15 protein-coding genes and 1 pseudogene are annotated in these 19,426 nt (G+C 57.0%); 14 read left to right on the plus strand and 2 right to left on the minus strand.

The window, feature by feature from the left end:
* Position 1 precedes the first annotated feature (1 nt).
* The 14 genes and pseudogenes from ABC395_RS02310 (at position 2) to ABC395_RS02375 (ending at position 16,580) form a co-directional block, all read left to right on the plus strand.
* Positions 2–1,216, plus strand: coding sequence for an MFS transporter (locus ABC395_RS02310; protein ID WP_413000420.1), 1,215 nt, complete (start codon positions 2–4; stop codon positions 1,214–1,216).
* Positions 1,209–2,834, plus strand: coding sequence for a polysaccharide deacetylase family protein (locus tag ABC395_RS02315; RefSeq protein ID WP_413000421.1), 1,626 nt, complete (start codon positions 1,209–1,211; stop codon positions 2,832–2,834). Before ABC395_RS02310 ends, ABC395_RS02315 begins: the two co-directional genes overlap by 8 nt.
* A gap of 88 nt (positions 2,835–2,922) precedes the next feature.
* Positions 2,923–3,825 (plus strand): glucose PTS transporter transcription antiterminator GlcT, encoded by a 903-nt coding sequence (gene glcT / locus ABC395_RS02320; RefSeq protein ID WP_413000423.1) that lies wholly within the window; start codon positions 2,923–2,925, stop codon positions 3,823–3,825.
* A gap of 344 nt (positions 3,826–4,169) precedes the next feature.
* On the plus strand, positions 4,170–4,946 hold the full coding sequence (locus ABC395_RS02325; RefSeq protein ID WP_413000424.1) for an ABC transporter ATP-binding protein: 777 nt from the start codon (positions 4,170–4,172) through the stop codon (positions 4,944–4,946).
* 60 nt (positions 4,947–5,006) lie between these two features.
* On the plus strand, positions 5,007–5,837 hold the full coding sequence (locus ABC395_RS02330; protein ID WP_413006672.1) for an ABC transporter permease: 831 nt from the start codon (positions 5,007–5,009) through the stop codon (positions 5,835–5,837).
* Between the two features lie 15 nt (positions 5,838–5,852).
* The gene (locus ABC395_RS02335) at positions 5,853–6,704 is read left to right on the plus strand and encodes an ABC transporter permease (RefSeq protein WP_413000425.1); all 852 of its coding nucleotides are present in this window, start codon (positions 5,853–5,855) and stop codon (positions 6,702–6,704) included.
* A 110-nt stretch (positions 6,705–6,814) separates the two neighbouring features.
* A complete protein-coding gene (locus ABC395_RS02340) occupies positions 6,815–7,831 on the plus strand; it encodes an ABC transporter substrate-binding protein (protein ID WP_413000427.1) in 1,017 nt (338 codons plus the stop codon).
* 81 nt (positions 7,832–7,912) lie between these two features.
* Positions 7,913–9,601: an FAD-dependent oxidoreductase gene (locus ABC395_RS02345; RefSeq protein WP_413000429.1), complete on the plus strand. Its 1,689-nt coding sequence runs from the start codon at positions 7,913–7,915 to the stop codon at positions 9,599–9,601.
* Positions 9,598–9,999, plus strand: coding sequence for a 4Fe-4S binding protein (locus tag ABC395_RS02350; RefSeq protein ID WP_413000431.1), 402 nt, complete (start codon positions 9,598–9,600; stop codon positions 9,997–9,999). The genes ABC395_RS02345 and ABC395_RS02350 overlap by 4 nt, the downstream gene beginning before the upstream one ends.
* Positions 10,000–10,607: 608 nt before the next feature.
* Positions 10,608–12,669: pseudogene (gene ptsG / locus ABC395_RS02355) on the plus strand (glucose-specific PTS transporter subunit IIBC).
* A 98-nt stretch (positions 12,670–12,767) separates the two neighbouring features.
* Positions 12,768–13,040, plus strand: a complete 273-nt coding sequence (locus tag ABC395_RS02360) for a phosphocarrier protein HPr (protein WP_103996530.1) — start codon at positions 12,768–12,770, stop codon at positions 13,038–13,040.
* A complete protein-coding gene (gene ptsP / locus ABC395_RS02365) occupies positions 13,033–14,751 on the plus strand; it encodes a phosphoenolpyruvate--protein phosphotransferase (RefSeq protein WP_413000432.1) in 1,719 nt (572 codons plus the stop codon). The genes ABC395_RS02360 and ptsP overlap by 8 nt, the downstream gene beginning before the upstream one ends.
* Before the next feature lie 187 nt (positions 14,752–14,938).
* Positions 14,939–15,331, plus strand: coding sequence for an MmcQ/YjbR family DNA-binding protein (locus ABC395_RS02370; RefSeq protein WP_413000433.1), 393 nt, complete (start codon positions 14,939–14,941; stop codon positions 15,329–15,331).
* 352 nt (positions 15,332–15,683) lie between these two features.
* Positions 15,684–16,580 carry a YitT family protein gene (locus ABC395_RS02375; RefSeq protein ID WP_413000435.1) on the plus strand — a complete coding sequence of 299 codons (897 nt, stop codon included), beginning with the start codon at positions 15,684–15,686 and terminating at the stop codon, positions 16,578–16,580.
* A 491-nt stretch (positions 16,581–17,071) separates the two neighbouring features.
* Here ABC395_RS02375 and ABC395_RS02380 read toward each other — a convergent pair whose 3' ends face one another.
* The gene (locus ABC395_RS02380; RefSeq protein ID WP_413000436.1) at positions 17,072–17,275 is read right to left on the minus strand and encodes a YbdD/YjiX family protein; all 204 of its coding nucleotides are present in this window, start codon (positions 17,273–17,275) and stop codon (positions 17,072–17,074) included.
* Positions 17,268–19,358 (minus strand): carbon starvation CstA family protein, encoded by a 2,091-nt coding sequence (locus tag ABC395_RS02385; RefSeq protein ID WP_413000438.1) that lies wholly within the window; start codon positions 19,356–19,358, stop codon positions 17,268–17,270. The genes ABC395_RS02380 and ABC395_RS02385 overlap by 8 nt, the downstream gene beginning before the upstream one ends.
* Positions 19,359–19,426: the final 68 nt, after the last annotated feature.

The following is a 19,426-nucleotide window of genomic DNA, read 5'->3' on the forward strand; positions in this document are numbered from 1 at the left end:
GATGGATGAGAACAAACAGCGCCGGCTTACCGCCCGATTAATCGGGTACGCACTCATTCTTTTTGTCGTGGAATTCGTCCGGGGCGCTTACCTGCTGTCCTATCTGCCGGTATATGCGGAGAAGGCACTTCATTACCCCGTGACGGTTGTCGGTCTGGCGATTTCCATTCACTATGTAGTAGATATGGTTGTAAAAGGGCTGGCGGGGTTTCTTCTCGACCGGTTCCCCGCCCGGGTTATTGTCGGCGGAGGGATGCTCTTCTCTCTGATCGGGCTTATTCTGCTGCAAGGACCGCAGAATGTGTTTGTTTTTCTCCTGTCGGCGGCTTTATTTGGGGTCGGAATTTCCCCGATCTGGCTCGTTTGTCTGAGCCGGGTAACGGCCGAACAGCGCGCTTTTCAAATGGGCGTCCTGTATACCGTCTGGCTCACCGGACTCGGTGCGGGCCCCGTCGTAATAAATTTTGTGCTGGACTACAGCCTGTCGGTCACCTATTTTATCCTGCTCGGGTTGTGGGGACTGGGCTGCCTGCTTTCTCTGGGAATGGGGGGCAGAGCCGAAGGGACGCGGAAGAAAACCGTCACGTGGAAAGTGCAGGCCGGCGTACTCAAAAAACAGCTCGGCGCAGCGAAACCGCTTCTGCCTCCGATGATGCTGCAGACTCTTGCGGCGGGTCTGCTTGTTCCTGTTCTTCCGGGGTTTGCATCGGGAGTCATGGGCTTGCAGTATGCGGAATACTCCATGGTTCTGCTGGCCGGCGGGCTGTGCACGGTCATTTGTTTAATGCCGATGGGAAAACTCTCTGACCGCTTCGGGCTCCGCGGATTTCTGATTATCGGGTTTGCGTTTCTGGCGGCGGCTCTGTATGTGATGACGTTTATAAAAGAATTGGAGTTTGCGCTGCTGACAGCCGCTCTTCTTGGCGTTTCCTATGCCTGCGTGCTGCCGGCCTGGAACGCCCTGATGGCTCTCTACGTTCCCAAAGGGCATCAGGAGATGGGATGGGGGACGCTATCCAGTGTCGAGGGGCTCGGCGCCTTTATAGGGCCGGTTCTCGGGGGATGGCTGGCCGACCGGTACGGCGAAGTTTTCGTAATTGCGGCAAGTGCGGTTCTGCTGGGAGCCATTGCGCTGTGGTACATACTTGTACCGCTTCAGCCTTCGGGTAAGACAGACGGCAAAGCCGCCGTAAAGGGGGTGACGCACCGTGGTTGAAGGAATTATATGGATGGTCTTTATTTTCTATCTTATCTACACCCTTGTGCCTACCTTCCTGATCCGCCGGCTCGGATACGGTGTGTTCAAAAGCAGAAGCGGCAGCCCGTGCGCCGCGTTGACTTTTGACGACGGCCCCGATCCGCAGTACACGCCGCAGCTTCTGGATCTGCTTGCCCGGAAAGGCACGCGAGCGACTTTTTTCGTGCTGGGCGCCAAGGCGGAGCATTACCCGGATCTGATCCGCCGTATGCACGAGGAAGGGCATCTGGTCGGGCTGCATAACTATATGCATCACTCGAATGCTCTCATGACACCTTGGAAGGTCCGCCGCACGCTGGAGCACTCTGCCGACGTGATCGAACGAATTACGGGAATACGCCCCGTTCATTACCGTCCCCCGTGGGGCGTTTTCAACGTGTTCGACTTTCTGCTCATCCGCAAATTCCGTATTGTCTTATGGTCCATGGCCGCTTTTGACTGGCGCAGCAGAGGGGGAACCGACAAGATCAAAAGGAAGCTGATCGGGAAGGTGAAGGACGGCGCCGTCATTCTTCTTCATGACAGCGGCGATACGCTGGGCGCCAATCCGGATGCGCCGGGCTATATGATCGAGGCACTCGCGGATGTGCTGGAGGATGCCCGCAGGCGGGGCATCCGTTTTGCGCGTATTGACGAGCATCTCCCGGGCCGGCTCGTCCGCCGCCGCGCGGAGAAGATGACCGTTCTGCCTGCTGCGATCTCGCGGCAGGCGCAGGAAGCGGCGGGGACTGCGCAGCATCCGGCGACGGCAGGCCAGGCGGCCGCGGCCATGCAGCACGCGCAGATCGCGGTAGCGGCTGTGCGGGCGCCGCAGGCGGCGGAGCAAGTGTCTGCGAACGTGCGGCTTCCTCGGCCCGCGCAAGAAGCGGCTGCCGCCCGCGAAGCGCCGAAGAGCCAGCCGTCTCCGACGCCGGAGCGGCGGGGCCCGGCCCTGCGCGCATGGATGCTGTGGGAGCGGCTGTTCCACCGGCTGTACCGAATACAGCCCGGAGATCCCGAGCACCGCTTCCTTCATTACCGCATCCGGACGTATCACGGGCAGGAACTGGTTCTCGACGACGGGGAGATTATCCGTCCGGGTGACAAGGTGGCGGAGCTTCATCTCGACAACGAATGGCTTCGTCAGGCCGGAGCGCAAAGCTCCTCCATGATGAAACTGGCCGTGCAGATGATCCGGGCCATGGGCCATTCCATGCCCAGACTGGCGCACCGCCTGCTGGCGGACCCGGCCCTTGCCGATCTTAAGGGCGTGTATGGAATCTCCATGATCCACCGCGGTACAAAACAGTTCGGATTTACCGTCCTTCCGCTGCATAACCGCTTGTGGCGCTGGTCCTCGACGCTGTACCTGCGCATTCTGCTGGGAATGCTTCATCCGGGAGGATTCGGACGCCTTCAGGAGAACAAGGACCGGCTCACTCCGCGTATTATCGCAATGTCGGCCGGGCAGATGAAAAGGCGCTACGCACCCGGTATGGGCACGGCGGAGCCGTCCTCCGGCGCCTACTATCCGGAGGAAGCTTTCGGCGGGGTTCTTCAAGAGATTCCGGAAGGAATGGCGGGAAAACGGGGGTAATTCCCGAAGTCCGGGGATTGCCTGCCCGCTTTTGCTCCATCAACTTGATGTAAGCGCCTTTTTCTAGTAATCTGGAGGAATCAACAGGGTGCACGGAAGAGGTGCGGAAGTGAAGAACAGCAGCATAGAAGTGGTCAAGGTGCTGAACAACAATGTGATCATCGCGGCACATCCCGTCTATCGTGAAGTCGTGGTGATCGGCAAGGGCATCGGTTTTAACCGGAAAGCCAAGGATCTCATTCCTTCGGAAGCGGTCGAGAAGCTGTTTATTTTGACCAATGAAAAAGAAAAAGAACAATACCAGCAGCTGATTCCCCAAATCGACGAGAAGCTGATCGAGGTTATGAACGAGGTGATTCTGTATATCTCGGAGCATGCCGGGGCGCCGCTGAATGAACATATTCATATTGCCTTGACGGACCATATCGCGTTTGCGATCAAACGGCTGGAGCAGGGCATCGTGCTGCAAAATCCGTTTTTACTCGAAACCCGTGAGCTTTATCCCCAGGAATATGCCATAGCCGACTATGTCATCAAGACCATTAACAATAAAATGAACGTGCATCTGCCTCCGGCCGAGGTCGGCTTCGTTACGCTTCATATTCACGGCGCGATTACGAACCGTCCGGTATCGGAGGTCAACGAGCATTCCCGCCTCATCGGAGAGCTTATCAGCCTGATCGAGCGTCAGATGCATATTACGATCGACCGCAGCACCATCGCGTATTCGCGGCTTCTGCGCCATCTCCGTTTTGCCATCGAACGGGTAAAGAGGAAAGAGGCGGTCCACGAACCGGACAAGCTCGGCGAACTGCTTAAGCAGCAGTACCCGGAGATTTACTCCATCGCCTGGACCTTGATGAAAGTCATGCAGCGCCGTCTGCGGCAGCCGGTTTACGAAGCGGAGGCGGTTTATTTGACCATGCACCTGATCCGCCTTATGGAGAAAGACGATTCTCTGGAAAAGGGGAAAACCGGGGGCGAGCGCTGATCCGGAATGCCCACATTTTCCGGCAAGACTGCTTTCCTTTGAAAAAGCGTAGGATTAAAACGAGCCGGCGCGGCTGCGTGAGGCTCGTTTTTTTGCGTTCTTTTTTATTTGCAAAACGGTCTTGACCGATCCGGGCGATGGTGATAATATTTGTCTAATCCTATAAGAATAGTATGAAATAAATATTTGTTTATCCCGGCAATTGTTACCCGGTTTAAAAATGAACATTCCTAATTACAAATTGCTGACTAGTTAACTAGAAGCGCCTGCGATCCGGATGAGAGAAGTCGTCCGTTCGGCATGCGCTTTTTTTATTTTTGTCCTAAAACGAAGGGGGATGCACGATGGGGAAACTGCTGCTTGAAATCGGAAGGCTGAATAAATCTTTTGAGACGAAGAAGGGGATTGTCCATGCCTTGCACGATATCAATCTGGATATAAAAGAGGGCGAGTTCATCACGGTCATCGGCCCGAGCGGATGCGGAAAAAGCACGCTGCTGAAAATCGTGGCGGGTCTGGATACCGATCATAATGGAAACGTCCGGCTGGAAGGCGAGGAAGTGGCGGGGCCGGGAATCGATAAAGGGTTCATTTTTCAGGAACCGCGCCTGTTCCCGTGGCTGACGGTCGAGAAGAATATCGCGGCCGATCTTTCGCTCAAAGATCCGCAGGTCCGTGCCAAGGTGGATAATCTGATCGAGCTGGTTAAGCTGCAAGGCTTCGAGAAGTCTTATCCGAGGGAACTTTCGGGCGGAATGGCCCAGCGTGTATCGATTGCCCGCGCTCTGCTCCGCAAACCGAAAATTTTGCTGCTGGATGAGCCTTTCGGGGCGCTGGATGCTTTTACGAGAGCGCACATGCAGGAGGTGCTGCTGGATATTTGGCAGGCCAACCGGACGACCATGGTGTTCGTTACCCACGACATCGATGAAGCCATTTTCCTGGCGAACCGGGTCGTCATCCTCAAACCGCGCCCGGGCGCGATCCGGAATATCGTTCCGGTGGATCTGCCTTTCCCGAGAAAGAAAACGAGCACGTCGTTCCAGGAAATACGTTACAAAATTTTAAACGAATTCGAAAAGCTGGATGAGCTGGAGCTCGTTGAAAGCGCAGGAATCTGACGAAGGAGGTGCCGCTTTGTGAGCAAGCCGTCAAATCCGCTGCCGGGCACAAGTCCGGCGTTGTTGGCCGCTGCGGTTGATTCTGTTCCGGTAGAACCCGCGTCTTCCGGCTCTTCCAAACGGAGCCGGCGGCTGAATTCTTTCTGGCTGGGAGCGGTCGTACCGGCGTCCGCGATCATTTTGTGGCAGGTGCTCGGCGACGCGGGCTATATCTCCCGGCTGCTTTTTCCGACTCCCTGGACCATCGCGAAGTCGCTTCGCAGCCTGCTGGAGTCCGGCGCGCTTGCGGAGAATGTGGGCATAAGCATGCTGCGGGCAGCCGCAGGTTTTGCGCTCGGAGGCGGACTCGGTCTTCTGCTGGGCATGCTGGTCGGTTTTTTCCGCAGAACGGAGAAGGTGCTCGATCCTTCCGTGCAGATGATCCGGATGGTTCCCCATCTGGCGATTGCGCCCCTGTTTATTCTCTGGTTCGGTTTCGGCGAACCTTCGAAAGTGCTGCTGATTGCCAAAGGGGCTTTTTTCCCGCTTTACATCAATACCTTCCTGGGGATACGGGGCGCGGACAAAAAGCTGTTTGAAGTGACGAGAGTGCTGGGTTTCAGCACCTGCAAACAGCTGGTGCGGCTTATTCTGCCGTCGGCGCTTCCGAACATTTTCCTTGGCATAAGAGTTTCGCTCGGCATCGCCTGGCTCGGACTGGTCGTCGCCGAATTGATGGGGGCCTCGTCGGGGCTCGGTTATCTGATGTCGGAAGCCCGGCAGTTTAACAAAACCGCGGTGGTGTACGTGGGCATTATCCTGTTTGCCGTGATCGGCAAGGCGGCGGATTCCGGGGTCCGGCTGCTGGAAAGGCGTCTTTTGCAGTGGCAGGACAGTTACGGAGGCAAGTGAAAGGAGGGGACAGCTATGAACGGTGGAGGGGAAGCGCTTCGGCGGCTCACCGGAGCACATGAACAGCCCGGAAGTTTGCGTAAATCCCGGCAGACATTTCTGAAAGCGAAGACGAGCGATTTTGCCCAGGGTGCCGTTCTTCCGGTGCTTGTGCTCGTGATGTGGCAGGCGGCAGGAGACCTCGGCTGGATATCGACGTTTTTTCTGCCGACTCCGCTGATGATCGGCGCTGCACTCAAAGAACTGGCCGTGAGCGGCGAGCTTACGGAGCATATGGGAATTTCGCTGTGGCGGGCTTTAACGGGCTTTCTGCTCGGCGGCAGTCTCGGTCTGTTGTTCGGCCTGTTGACCGGGTACTTCCGCAAAGCCGAGCAGCTGCTAGACCCGACGCTGCAGATGATCCGCCTCGTGCCCCATCTGGCGGCGGCTCCGCTCATTATCCTCTGGTTCGGATTCGGTGAAACGTCCAAAACGCTCATTATCGCGAACGGAGCTTTCTTTCCGCTCTATGTGCACACTTACCTCGGCATCCGGAGTGTGGACAACAAACTGTTCGACGTGGCCAAGGTGCTGCAGTTCAGTCCTTACAAACAGCTTCTCCGGCTGATCATTCCCGCTTCCCTGCCCAACATTCTGCTCGGGCTGCGGCTTTCGTTGGCCGTTTCATGGCTGGGGCTCGTCGTAGCGGAACTGATCGGCTCCCAGTCGGGTATCGGCTTTCTGATCAACTTCGCGAAGCAGAATTCGGTAACGGAAATTATTTTTGTCGGGGTCATCCTGTTTGCGGTCGTCGGCAAGCTTGTGGATACGTTCGTCAGGCTGCTGGAGTCGAAGCTGCTGCAGTGGAGGGACAGTTTTGAAGGCTGATAAAGGCGTTTTCGGCTTAAATTTGAAACTGAGACGGGAACGTTAACGGAAACGTAAAGGGAAAACGAAAGCTTTCCGGAGAAAATTTTCTACATACAAGGGGGATTAGCATGACGCGTTCGTCATTCATTCACAAACATACCGGTCTTATCGGATTGCTGCTCATTCTAATCACGCTGGTCCTGCTGGCTTCGGCTTGCGGCCGGGCGGAGGCCGATCCGTCCGGAGGAGCGGAACCGGGCGGCAAAGCGCCTTCCGTGCTGCGCATCGGCTATATCGGCGCCAACAAGCTGAACCTTCCGAGTGGCGCCGAAGGGTGGGGTTTTTACAAAGGCAAAACTAAGGAAGAACTGAAAAAACTGGGGATCACGGACGTGCAGTTCGTCGGGTTTCCCAACGGCCCGGACTTGAGCGAATCGCTGATCAGCGGGCGGATCGACATCGGCTCTCTCGGTGACACGCCGGCTATATTGGCCCGTTCCGCAGGGGCGCCGTCCAAAGTCATCACCTTGAATTCATCCGGGAGCAACGCGTTTATTCTCGGGAAGAAGAACGGCCCCGCAACGCTGGCCGAATTGAAAGGCAAGAAGGTGTCCGTGAAAAAAGGCTCTTATATGCACCGCTATCTGGCGGGACTGCTCAAAGAGCAGGGCATTAAAGACGTACAGCTGATCCATCTGCTGGATGAAGATGCGGATGCCGCTCTGGTCAGAGGAGAAGTGGACGCTATAGCGACCACGGAAGTGCGCGGACTCAAGCTGATTCCTCAGGGCTTTCCCGTTCTGGACGAAGCGGCCAAAGATCATCCCGCTCTCGTAGGCGCGGGGGTAACGGTCGTGTCGGAGAGCTATTTGAAAAAAGTGCCCGATATCGCCAAAGTATGGAACGATCTTAGAATCGAAGCGCTGGACAGTCTGAAAACGCAGGAAGAGGCTTATTATGCGTTTGTCGTCGAGAATACCGGAACCCCGGCGGATTTGGTCAAAAAAACGAGCGCCGTCTCCCGCATTCAGAGAGAATCGTTCACGGACAGCGGTATTGCGGCTTTAAAGGCGACCAAAGATTTTCTGGTTGGGGATAAATTGGCCGATACCGATTTCAACGTCGATGAGTGGCTGGTGAAATAAGCCGGTCGTCAAATCCGCCATCCAAACGGGTCGTACAAACAGATTACAGCCAAATAAGCGGCAGAACAGGGAGGAAGAACCATGAGTCAGAAACAGCCGCTTCAATTAACGGCCGATGTCCTGGTGATCGGCGGCGGACCCGCAGGCGCCTGGGCGGCATGGAGCGCGGCTTCCCGCGGTGCCAGGGTAGTCGTGACCGACAAGGGCTTTCTCGGTTCCAGCGGGGCGACGGCGCCCGGAGGAACGAATCTGCTTTACCTGCCGCCCGATCCCGTTTTGAGGGAAGAAGCGGTTAGGAAGCGGATGAAAGGAGGCGGCTTCCTGTCCGAACCTTCCTGGATTCACGGTGTGCTTGATCAGGTGTACGAAAGCCTGGAGCTGGTGGAATCCTGGGGATATCCGTTCCGCAGAGACGAGAACGGGGTCCCCATGAGGGATCATCTGCAGGGACCGGAGTATATGAAGCTTATGCGCCGGGCCGTGATTAAGGCAGGGGTGCGTATCCTGGACCAGTCTCCGGCCCTGGAGCTTCTCGTCGACGAGCACGGTGTCGGCGGAGCCAGAGGCGTATCCCGGCTCGATGACCGGGATTGGGAAGTGCGGGCAGGCGCCGTCGTGATCGCTACGGGAGGCTGCGCCTTCCTGAGCAAGGGCCTCGGCTGCAACGTCCTGACCGGCGACGGTCTGCTGATGGCCGCCGAGCTGGGCGTGGAACTCTCCGGCATGGAGTTCAGCCGCCAGTATGCGCCGAGTGCGGCATTCGCCACGAACACGCGCGGTCGTCTGCTGAACTGGGCGACCTTCTATGCCGAGAACGGCACGCCTCTGCATTCCGAGGGGCCCCGGCCGCACGATTTCCTGCCGAAGATGCTGAGCAAAGGGCCCGTGTACGCCATCATGGACAAGGCGGACACCCCGGAGAAGCGTGCGATTCTGCGCAGCTCGCACGCGATTTTCTTTCTGCCGCTTGACCGCGCGGGCATTGATCCGTTTACGCAGCCGTTCCCGCTGACCCTCCGGTACGAGGGGACCGTGCGGGGAACGGGCGGCATCCGGCTCGTCGGCGAAGACTGCTCGACGACCGTGGCCGGGCTCTATGCCGCCGGCGATGCGGCCACCCGGGAGCGGGTCACGGGCGCTCAATCCGGAGGCGGCGCCTTCAACGCCTCGTGGGCGATCTCGTCCGGAACCTGGTCCGGCAAAGCCGCCGCCGCTTATTCGCTTGCGCTGGGCGGCCGGGCAGACCGGCGTAATCTCCGCCCGGCAGGCGGCGCCGGGCTGGCAGGGACAGCGGTGACATCCGTAATGACGGATGTGCCCGGGATTGTAAGAGCCGTCCAGCGGGAAGTGTTTCCGCTGGAGATCAACTACTTCCGGAGCGAACCTGTGCTCCGGGAGTCTCTTCAAAGACTGCACGGACTGTGGCCGCTCGTTCAGGGCGGTATCCCCGGCGGTGATGCGAGGGAGCGGGTCCGTGCCAGGGAAGCGGCCGCCATGACGGCGGCGGCCCGCTGGATTCATACCGCCGCACTGGCGAGGCGGGAAACGCGCGGCATGCATACGCTCGCGGAATACCCGCATAGCGATCCGGCTTACCAGCGCCGTCTGCTCGTGTCGGGGCTGGACGATATCCGCGTCAAGTTCGAGGGCGGCGGGGAAGTTCCGCCCCTGACGGCGGCCGTCCCGGCGGCACATTCCGCGCAGTCCCTGCATGAGCGGCTTCAGCCGTCCGGCGGAGATGCCTTGCGAAAGGAGGTGGCGCCTGCATGATCGAGCTGGTCAGTTCCTCCCGCTGCGTAGGCTGCAGCATGTGCGTCAAGGTCTGCCCCACGAATGTGTTCGACGAAGGACCGGACCGGATACCGGTTATCGCCCGGCAGGACGACTGTCAGACCTGCTTTATCTGCGAGGTTTACTGTCCGGTCGACGCGCTTTACGTCTCTCCGTTCGGAGATGAGGCAGTAAACGTCGATGAGCGGGCGCTTGCGGAATCCGGCGTTCTCGGCAGCTGGAGAGAGAAGATCGGCTGGGGACCGGGGCGCGTCAAGCTTGCCAAGCTGGATACGACTCCGTTTATCGACCGTGTTCTCCCCAAGCAGCCTCCTCTGGATAAGGAGGAGACGGCGTTTATTCTGACGCCGGATTATCCCCGGAAACCGGCCGGGTAAGGTTAAGGCCGACCGGATCCGCAGAACCGTCTTAGGGCGGCGGTGCCAGAGCCGGGCGATTCCGGCCGAACCGCCTTAGTGAGTTTTCGGTCCGAGCGATCCGGACGGTCCGATCACCCCTGCGGGAACGCTTGAGGAAAGCCTCGTTTTGCTAATGAGAGTCATCTCCTGAAGATCACACAAGCGATTTCCTTTGCAGATTCCCCCGGGTATCTTAAGGAGCGATATCCCTTTTGGAAGGGGCGACGTTCCTTTGCCGGAACGCGCCCACTTCCGTTTTTTTAACCGGAGATTTCCCGTTCGGGAGGTCTCCCTTTTAATGCGCCCGAAGTGCGAAAAATGGTATTGTCTGTTGAGATTTGTCATGCTATAATGACGGAGCTTAGGAATTATACAACTGAACAGGCGATATGCGCGTGTGACTGATACGATCAGGCATGAGCACGAAAGAGAATGAATGGAAATGGTCCGATTCGGGTTATATTAACCCTTATCCGGCAGCTATTTCCGGCATTCCTTGACTGCTTATGCCTTTTTTGCTGTTTCGGCCTTGCCTGTGGGGTTGAATAATCCATAGACACTATGACCAGATAAAGGAAGTGAAGCACATGTTAAAAGGCGTTTTCGGCGCTCTCCAGCAAGTAGGTAAGGCGCTCATGCTTCCGGTTTCCATTCTTCCTGCCGCAGGTCTCCTGCTGGCGTTCGGTTCGGCCATGCAAAACCCGGACACCATCGAGCTTATGCCTTTCCTCAGCGGAAACGGGTTTCAGGTAGCGGCTCACCTTATGTCGAGTGCGGGCGACATTATTTTCGCCAACCTGGCTTTGCTCTTCGCAATCGGGGTAGCGATCGGTCTGGCGGGCGGAGACGGCGTTGCCGGTATCGCAGCCACAATCGGTTACTTGATTATGAACGTGACGATGGGCGTTCTGGCGGGTGTAACCCCTTTCTCGCTGACGCTTAAAGATCCTGCTTACGCGAGTGTGCTCGGTATACCCACCCTGCAAACGGGCGTTTTCGGGGGGATTATTATGGGGGTCATAGCGGCGCTCCTTTACAAGAGGTTTCATAAAATCGAACTTCCGTCCTACCTCGGCTTTTTTGCGGGCAAGCGGTTCGTTCCGATCATTACGTCTCTTGCCGCGCTGCTGGCCGGGTTTATTCTGATCTTTATCTGGCCTCCGGTTCAGCACGGACTAAGCGCGTTCTCCCGTTCCGTACTCGACGCGAATCCGGTTCTGGCTTCCTTCTTGTTCGGGGTAGGCGTCCGCTCTCTCATTCCGTTTGGTCTGCACCACATCTGGAATGCGCCGTTCTGGTACGAGTTCGGCGAGTATATCGACAAGTCGGGCGTTCTGGTACGCGGGGATATGAAAATTTTCTTCGCCCAGTCTGAAAGACGGCGTACCGCTTACGGCGGGTACGTTTATGAGCGGTAACTTCCCGTTCATGATGTTCGGTCTGCCGGCGGCGTGTCTGGCCATTTACCATACGGCACGTCCCGAGAACAAAAAGCTGATTGCCGGTATTATGGGCTCCGCGGCTTTGACGGCTTTCCTTACGGGGATTACGGAGCCGATCGAGTTCTCATTCCTGTTCGTTGCACCGCTTCTCTATGTATTTCATGCCCTGCTGGCAGGTCTGTCTTTCGCGATTATGACTCTGCTGAATGTTAAACTGGGCTTTACGTTCTCCGGCGGCTCGATCGACTTCCTGCTGCTCGGTGTCCTGCCGAACCGTACGCCGTGGTGGCTTGCGATTCTGGTCGGTCTTGTCTTCGCGGTCATCTATTATGTGGTGTTCCGCTTCGCGATTACCAAGTTCAACCTGAGAACGCCGGGACGCGAAGAAGTTCAAACGGAAGCTGATACGGACGATGCTCCTGTCAGCGGCGCAAGCAATGCCAGCGGTACGGGCGACCTTCCGAGCAGCATTCTGGCGGCACTTGGCGGCGCGCCGAACATTTCCAACCTTGACGCTTGTATCACGCGTCTGCGTGTCCAAGTGAAGGACAAGGGCTCGGTGGATAAAGAGCGTCTGAAGAAACTGGGCGCTTCCGGCGTGCTTGAAGTCGGCAACAATGTACAAGCGATTTTCGGCACCCGTTCCGATTCACTGAAAAATCAGATTCAGGACGTTATGGCGGGCCGCATTCCTTCGACGGCGAGCGTGCCGGTTGTGGAATCTCCCGATACGGGCGGCAGCGAGCTGATGAAGGAAGAAACGATCGTAGCTCCCGCGGACGGTGAACTGATGGATATCACGCTTGTTCCGGACGAAGTCTTTTCTCAGAAAATGACGGGCGACGGTTTTGCTATCCTGCCGAAAAACGGAACGATCGTGTCTCCGGTAAACGGTAAAATTTTCAACGTATTCCCGAGTAAGCATGCCATCGGCATTCAGTCGGATGCGGGTAAAGAACTGCTGGTTCATATCGGCGTGAACACGGTGAAGCTGAAAGGACAAGGCTTTGAGGTGCTTGTCTCCGAAGGAGATATCGTGGAAGCGGGTCAGCCGATCATGAAAGTCGACCTCGATTATGTGAAAGAGCATGCTCCTTCCATTATCTCGCCGGTCATTTTCACGAATCTGCCGGAAGGCACCGAAATTCGTCTGAATAAGCAAGGCGACGTTAAATCGGGCGATAAAAATATTATTACGATCAGGTAAATAGGAATGGGGGGAGAAGGGCGTTATTTTTCTAACCCCCTCCTTTTCGGTTAAGATAGAGGAAGCAACTATAAATTAACGAGTGGAGATGACCGACTATGCAAAAAACATTTAAAGTAACCAGCGATACAGGAATCCACGCACGTCCGGCTACGGCACTTGTGAACACATCCAACAAATTCAAAGCCGATGTATTCGCTGAAAGCAAAGGCAAGAAAGTAACCATGAAATCCATCCTGGGCGTGCTTTCCCTGGGTCTGGAAGAAAACGACGTCATTACTTTCTCCGCGGAAGGTGAAGACGCAGCGGAAGCGATCGCCGCTTTGGAAGAAATCATGACCAAAGAAGGGCTGGGCGAGCTTAATGGCTAATATCCGTGGCATTGCCGCTTCGGCGGGAATTGCCATCGCCCGGGCGTTCCGTCTGGAACACCCCGACTTGACCGTCATCCGCAAAACCGTGGAGGATACGGAAGCCGAGGTTGCCAAATTCGAGCAGGCTCTGGAGAAATCCAGCGCCGAGCTTGAGGCTATCAAGGAACAGACGCTTCGGGAGATGGGAGAAGAGAAAGCGGAGATTTTCGAATCTCACCTGCTTGTGCTCGGTGACCCCGAGTTGGTCGATCCGGTGAAAGCGAAAATCCGCGACGAGAAGGTGAACGCGGAATTTGCGATGAACGAAGTTGCGATGACGTTCGTCGAAATGTTCGAGAACATGAACAGCGATTACCTGAAGGAACGTGCGGCGGATATGCGCGATGTGACGAAGCGGGTGCTCGCTCATCTGCTCGGCGTCAAATTCGTGAGCCCGTCGGCGATCTCCGAGGAGATGGTCGTCGTGGCGGAGGATCTGACTCCGTCGGATACTGCTCAGCTTAACCGCACCTACGTGAAAGGCTTTACGACCAATATCGGTGGACGCACGTCCCATTCCGCGATCATGGCGCGCTCGCTTGAAATCCCGGCCGTCGTCGGGACGAAGAACGTGCTGGATCTGGTCAAGGACGGCGACCTGCTGATCGTGGACGGATTGGACGGCGACGTCCTTATCAATCCGGAGCCGGCAGTGGTCGAAGAATACCGCGCAAAGCAGCAGCGCTACGCGGAGCAACGCGCCGAATGGGCCAAGCTGCGCAACGAGCCGACAGTGACCCCGGACGGCCACCATGTCGAGCTTGCGGCGAACATCGGCACGCCCGCCGACGTAGCCGGCGTGCTGGAGAACGGCGGCGAGGCAGTCGGCCTGTACCGGACGGAGTTCCTGTACATGGGGCGCGATCAGTTGCCGACCGAGGAAGAGCAGTATAAGGCCTACAAGGCCGTCCTCGAGAAGATGGAGGGCAAGCCGGTTGTGGTCCGTACGCTGGATATCGGCGGCGACAAGGAGCTGCCTTACCTGCAGCTTCCTAAGGAAATGAATCCGTTCCTCGGCTTCCGTGCCATCCGCTTGTGTCTGGAACGCGAAGATATTTTCCGCACCCAACTGCGCGCCCTGCTGCGCGCCAGCGTGCACGGTTCTCTGCGGATCATGTTCCCTATGATCGCTACGCTGGACGAGTTCCGTCAGGCGAAGGCTCTTCTTCTCGAAGAGAAGGAGAAACTCGCGGCGGAGGGAACTCCGGCTTCCGACGAGATTCAGCTCGGTATTATGGTGGAGATCCCGTCGACGGCTGTCATGGCCGACCAGTTTGCCAAAGAAGTGGACTTCTTCAGCATCGGCACTAATGACCTCATTCAATATACGATGGCGGCCGACCGGATGAACGAGCGCGTCTCTTATCTGTATCAGCCATACAATCCGGCCATTCTGCGCCTCGTTAAAATGGTGATCGACGCGGCTCACCGCGAAGGCAAATGGGCCGGCATGTGCGGGGAGATGGCGGGAGATACGACCGCTATTCCGCTTCTGCTCGGACTTGGTCTCGACGAGTTCAGCATGAGCGCCACATCCATTCTGCCTGCCCGCAGCCAGATTGTGAAGCTCTCCCTGGCGGAGATGCAGCAGCTCGCCGCCCGCGCGATCGGGCTGTCTACGGCTGAGGAAGTCGTGGCGCTCGTAAACGGCCATCAGCCGCAAGTATAAAGGCTTCAAAGTTAGTATAGCAGTTTGAAAGCCGCTGAAGTTAGGAACAGGAACACCCCAAAGGAGTCGAAAGGCAGCAGCCTAAGCGAACCGGCGGGGTGTTCTTTTTTTGTCCGGAAAGGAATTACGCCTGGAGAAGCGAATCCCGTTTAAAACAAAACTTATGCGATGAAAGGGGTCACCAAAGATGAATACAAAAGAGGTTAAGGAATACGCGCTGTCCAAGCCGGGTGCGGCTGTGGACCGTCCCTTCGACAATGAAACCGATGTGCTGCGGGTGGGAGGAAAAATGTTCGCTCTGCTGCCTTCGGAAGAGGCCGTAAGGGGCGAGGGGACCGTAACGTTAAAATGTCCGCCCGAGGAAGCGGAGCTGCTGCGCATGCAGTATCCCGATGCCGTAAAGCCCGGCTATCATATGAACAAGCGCCACTGGAATACCGTGCTTCTGGACGGAAGTCTAGATCCGCAGGAAATCAGGGATATGGTGGACGTGTCTTATATGCTGGTCCGCGGCAGTTTAAGCAAAAAAATGCAGCAGCACATCCTGCAGTACGGCGGTGCGGATTGGAATGAAAGCTGAAACCTGGGGAAAACTAAGCAAAGCTTAGGCCGACTTTAGGCCAACAGCCGTTTGCCGCAAGAGTTTGTAGCCCCTTTCGTGGGCTTGATGAGAGACGCCGTTTGCCGAGTTTTCCTTTGCGGAGAAGAACATGAAAAAGGCTTCGGTTAGACCTTCACAAGGCTTGTCAAGAATCCCGATCGCCGTTTTTGACCGTATTTCGGTAAATTCAGTGATCCTAGGCGAATAATATGGTATAATACATGTATTCGATGTTTGTTTGCCGGCCGCATTTCCGGAGTCTGTTGCAAACAGGCTCCTTTTTCGGGTTAAGGCAAGCTTTAGATAAATATAAATAAAGGGGTGTCGGCCATTGAGTGTGGAAAAATCGACTTTTCAAGGAGAAAAAACAGGCAAACGTACGGCCACTGCGGCAAAGCTTCTGCAAAGAATCGTATTTATTACGTTAGGTGCGGCTTTATTTTCGGTCGGGTTGGAAGTTTTCCTCGTTCCCAATAACATTATCGACGGCGGTATAACCGGTATTTCGATTATGCTGTCCCACTTCTTCCATCTCCCTCTCGGTATTTTCTTGACCCTTTTAAATCTTCCTTTTCTGTTTCTGGGCTACAAACAAATCGGTAAAACGTTCGCCTTCTCGACCTTGTTCGGTGTTATCGCCATGTCAGTCGGCACTTCCTTTCTTCATCCGGTACCGGCTTTTACCATTGATCCGCTGCTGGCGGCCGTTTTCGGCGGGGTTATCCTCGGTGTCGGGATCGGGCTCGTTATCCGCTCGGGAGGTTCCCTGGACGGTACGGAGATCGTAGCTATTCTGATCAATAAAAAATCACCGTTTTCCGTCGGTGAAATCGTCTTGTTCGTCAACCTGTTCATTCTCGGCAGCGCCGGATTCGTATTCGGTTGGGATCATGCGATGTATTCCCTGATTGCTTATTACATTGCGATGAAAATGATTGATGTGACGATCGAGGGTCTCGATCAGTCGAAATCCGTATGGATCATCAGTGAAAAATATAAAGAAATCGGCGATGCGCTCACTCAGCGTCTGGGCCGTGGCGTGACTTACCTTCATGGGGAGGGCGCTTATACCGGCGACGACAAGAAGGTGATTTTCACCGTCATTACGCGTCTGGAAGAAGCGAAGCTGAAATCCATCGTCGAAGAATGGGACGAAAACGCGTTTATCGCCGTCGGCAACATTCACGATGTGAAGGGCGGACAATTCAAGAAGAAGGATATCCACTAATCCTTACAAAAGCTTCCCCCTGCAAACGCAGGAAAGGAAAAAACCAGCGGCCGAAGGCCTGCTGGTTTTTTTGTGCTGCCGTGGCGTGCTGCCGTGGCGTGCTGCCGTGGCGTGCTGCCGTGGCGTGCTGCCGTGGCGTGCTGCCGTGGCGTGCTGCCGTGGCGTGCTGCCGTGGCGTGCTGCCGTGGCGTGCTGCCGTGGCGTGCTGCCGTGGCGTGCTGCCGTGGCGTGCTGCCGTGGCGTGCTGCCGTGGCGTGCTGCCGTGGCGTGCTGCCGTGGCGTGCTGCCGTGGCGTGCTGCCGTGGCGTGCTGCCGTGGCGTGCTGCCGTGGCGTGCTGCCGTGGCGTGCTGCCGTGGCGTGCTGCCGTGGCGTGCTGCCGTGGCGTGCTGCCGTGGCGTGCTGCCGTGGCGTGCTGCCGTGGCGTGCTGCCGTGGCGTGCTGCCGTGGCGTGCTGCCGTGGCGTGCTGCCGTGGCGTGCTGCCGTGAGCGTCTAGCAGCAGCGGGAGATTTTCCCGTCCTTGGCGTCGTAGCGGTTGTCCTGGGCCTGCCGGAAAAACTCCGCACGGCTCAGCACAGGCTGGTCCTTGTGGGCCTCTTTCATATGGGCCACATAGGTCTCGTAGTGGGGGACGCCCACCATCAGATGGATAAACTGGCTGCGGTAGCTCCAGATGAGTTTTAGGCGCTTAAACATACTTGGTCGCCTCGCTTCGGCCCTGCCCGCCGCGCGGGATATACGGAGCTTCGTAAAGATCCAGCGGTTTGTTTGAAATCGCCTTCAGCCAGACACGGATGGCCGAGATAAACACGATGAGCACCACGACCATGAAAAACCCGCACAAGGCCGCATCGATATAATCGTTCATCACGATCTGCTTCATCTGGGCGGCCGTTTTGGCCGGAGCGACGATTTTGCCGCTGTCCAGCGCGCTCTGGAACTGCTTGGCGTGAGAAAGAAAGCCGATGTTCGCTTTCTCGTGGAACAGCTTCTGCCAGCCGGCGGACATGGTCACGATAAGCAGCCACGTTGTGGGCAGTAGCGTGACCCAGGCGTACGCCTTTTTGCCCATTTTGAACAAAATGGTCGTCCCCAGCACGAGCGCGATACCCGCCAGCATCTGGTTGGCGATGCCGAAGAGCGCCCACAAGGAGTTGATGCCCCCCAGCGGGTCCACAACGCCTTGATAGAGGAAATAACCCCAGCCCGCCACACAGAGAGCCGTAGCGATAAGGTTGCCGACCGTGGACCGGGTATCCCCCAGCGACTTGCTGGCATAACCCAGCAGATCCTGGATAAGGAAACGGCCCACCCGGGTGCCCGCGTCGATCGTCGTCAGGATGAACAAGGCTTCGAACAGGATGGCGAAATGATACCAGAACGCCATCATCGTTTTGCCGCCGATCACGCCGGACAAGATCTGCGCCATGCCGATGGCGAAGGTAGGCGCGCCGCCCGTCCGCGAGAGGATGGTACTCTCGCCGATATCCTTGGACAGCGTGGTCAGCTGCTCCGGCGTAATGGTGAAGCCCCAGTTCGTGATGGTCGCCGCGGCGGTCGCCACATCGGTACCGCCCAGCGCCGCCGCGGACGAGTTAATCGCGAAGTAAGTGCCGGGCGTGATGATGCAGGCGGCGATCAGCGCCATGATGGCGACGAACGATTCGACCAGCATCGCACCGTAGCCGATCGGACGCGCGTGGGATTCGCGTTCCAGCATTTTGGGCGTCGTGCCGGACGAAATCAGCGCGTGGAAGCCCGACACGGAGCCGCAGGCGATGGTAATAAACAGGAACGGGAACAAGTTCCCGGCGAAGACGGGGCCGGTTCCGTCGATAAACCGGGTCGTGGCCGGCATGGACAGATCCGGCAGGACGAAAATGATGCCGAGCGCGAGTCCGATGATCGTTCCGACTTTCAGGAACGTGCTGAGATAGTCGCGGGGAGCGAGAAGCAGCCAGACCGGCATGACGGAAGCGAAGAAGCCGTAGGCGATCATCATCAGAGCGATGGTTTCGCCGCTGAACGAGAAGAGCGGCGCCAGCGATGCGCTCTCGGCGACGAACTTGCCTCCGATGAGGGACAGAATCAGCAGAACCACGCCGATAAGGGAAGCTTCCCCGACACGGCCTGGCCGTATGTAGCGCATATACACGCCCATCAGTAGTGCGATCGGTATGGTGGCGGCAATCGTGAACATGCCCCACGGGCTGCCGATCAGCGCTTTGACGACGACGAGCCCCAGCACGGCGAGAAGAATGATCATAATGCCGAGAATGCCCAGCATGGCGATCGTGCCCGTCACCTTGCCGATTTCGTCCTTGATCATATCGCCGAGCGATTTACCGTTTCTGCGTGTCGAAGCGAAAAGAATGACGAAATCCTGGACGGCGCCGCCCAGAATAACGCCGAGAATGATCCACAGCGTTCCGGGCAGATAGCCCATCTGGGCGGCAAGTACGGGACCTACGAGAGGACCCGCGCCGGCAATAGCCGCGAAATGGTGCCCGAACAGCACCCATTTGTTCGTCGGCACATAATCTTTGCCGTCGTTGTTCAGCTCTGCGGGTGTTTTCCGGTTGTCATCGAGCACGAATACTTTGCGGGCGAGAAACCGGCTGTAGAACCGGTAGGCGACCGCATAACAGCTCACGGCCGCAATGACGAGCCAGGCGGCATTGATCGTCTCCCCGCGGTTAAGTGCGACAAGCCCGAAAGCGAACGCGCCGACAATGGAAATCACCCCCCAGAGCAAGATTGATTTCCATCCGTTTTTCATAAATACGCCTCCTTACTGGTTATTATGGTAACGTTTACAAGTAGTATAGCAGGTTTTTCCTGGATGAG

Source organism: Paenibacillus canaveralius, from assembly GCF_047238265.1.
Classification (GTDB): Bacteria; Bacillota; Bacilli; order Paenibacillales; family NBRC-103111; genus Paenibacillus_F.

Bases quoted from the DNA above. Each gene is read 5' to 3' on its own strand.
- ABC395_RS02310 (WP_413000420.1), top strand. From the start codon at position 2: ATGGATGAGAACAAACAGCGCCGGCTTACCGCCCGATTAATCGGGTAC.
- ABC395_RS02360 (WP_103996530.1), top strand. From the start codon at position 12,768: ATGCAAAAAACATTTAAAGTAACCAGCGATACAGGAATCCACGCACGT.
- ABC395_RS02385 (WP_413000438.1), bottom strand. From the start codon at position 19,358: ATGAAAAACGGATGGAAATCAATCTTGCTCTGGGGGGTGATTTCCATT.
- ABC395_RS02350 (WP_413000431.1), top strand. From the start codon at position 9,598: ATGATCGAGCTGGTCAGTTCCTCCCGCTGCGTAGGCTGCAGCATGTGC.
- ABC395_RS02370 (WP_413000433.1), top strand. From the start codon at position 14,939: ATGAATACAAAAGAGGTTAAGGAATACGCGCTGTCCAAGCCGGGTGCG.
- ABC395_RS02325 (WP_413000424.1), top strand. From the start codon at position 4,170: ATGGGGAAACTGCTGCTTGAAATCGGAAGGCTGAATAAATCTTTTGAG.
- ptsP (WP_413000432.1), top strand. From the start codon at position 13,033: ATGGCTAATATCCGTGGCATTGCCGCTTCGGCGGGAATTGCCATCGCC.
- ABC395_RS02345 (WP_413000429.1), top strand. From the start codon at position 7,913: ATGAGTCAGAAACAGCCGCTTCAATTAACGGCCGATGTCCTGGTGATC.
- ABC395_RS02335 (WP_413000425.1), top strand. From the start codon at position 5,853: ATGAACGGTGGAGGGGAAGCGCTTCGGCGGCTCACCGGAGCACATGAA.
- ABC395_RS02340 (WP_413000427.1), top strand. From the start codon at position 6,815: ATGACGCGTTCGTCATTCATTCACAAACATACCGGTCTTATCGGATTG.
- ABC395_RS02380 (WP_413000436.1), bottom strand. From the start codon at position 17,275: ATGTTTAAGCGCCTAAAACTCATCTGGAGCTACCGCAGCCAGTTTATC.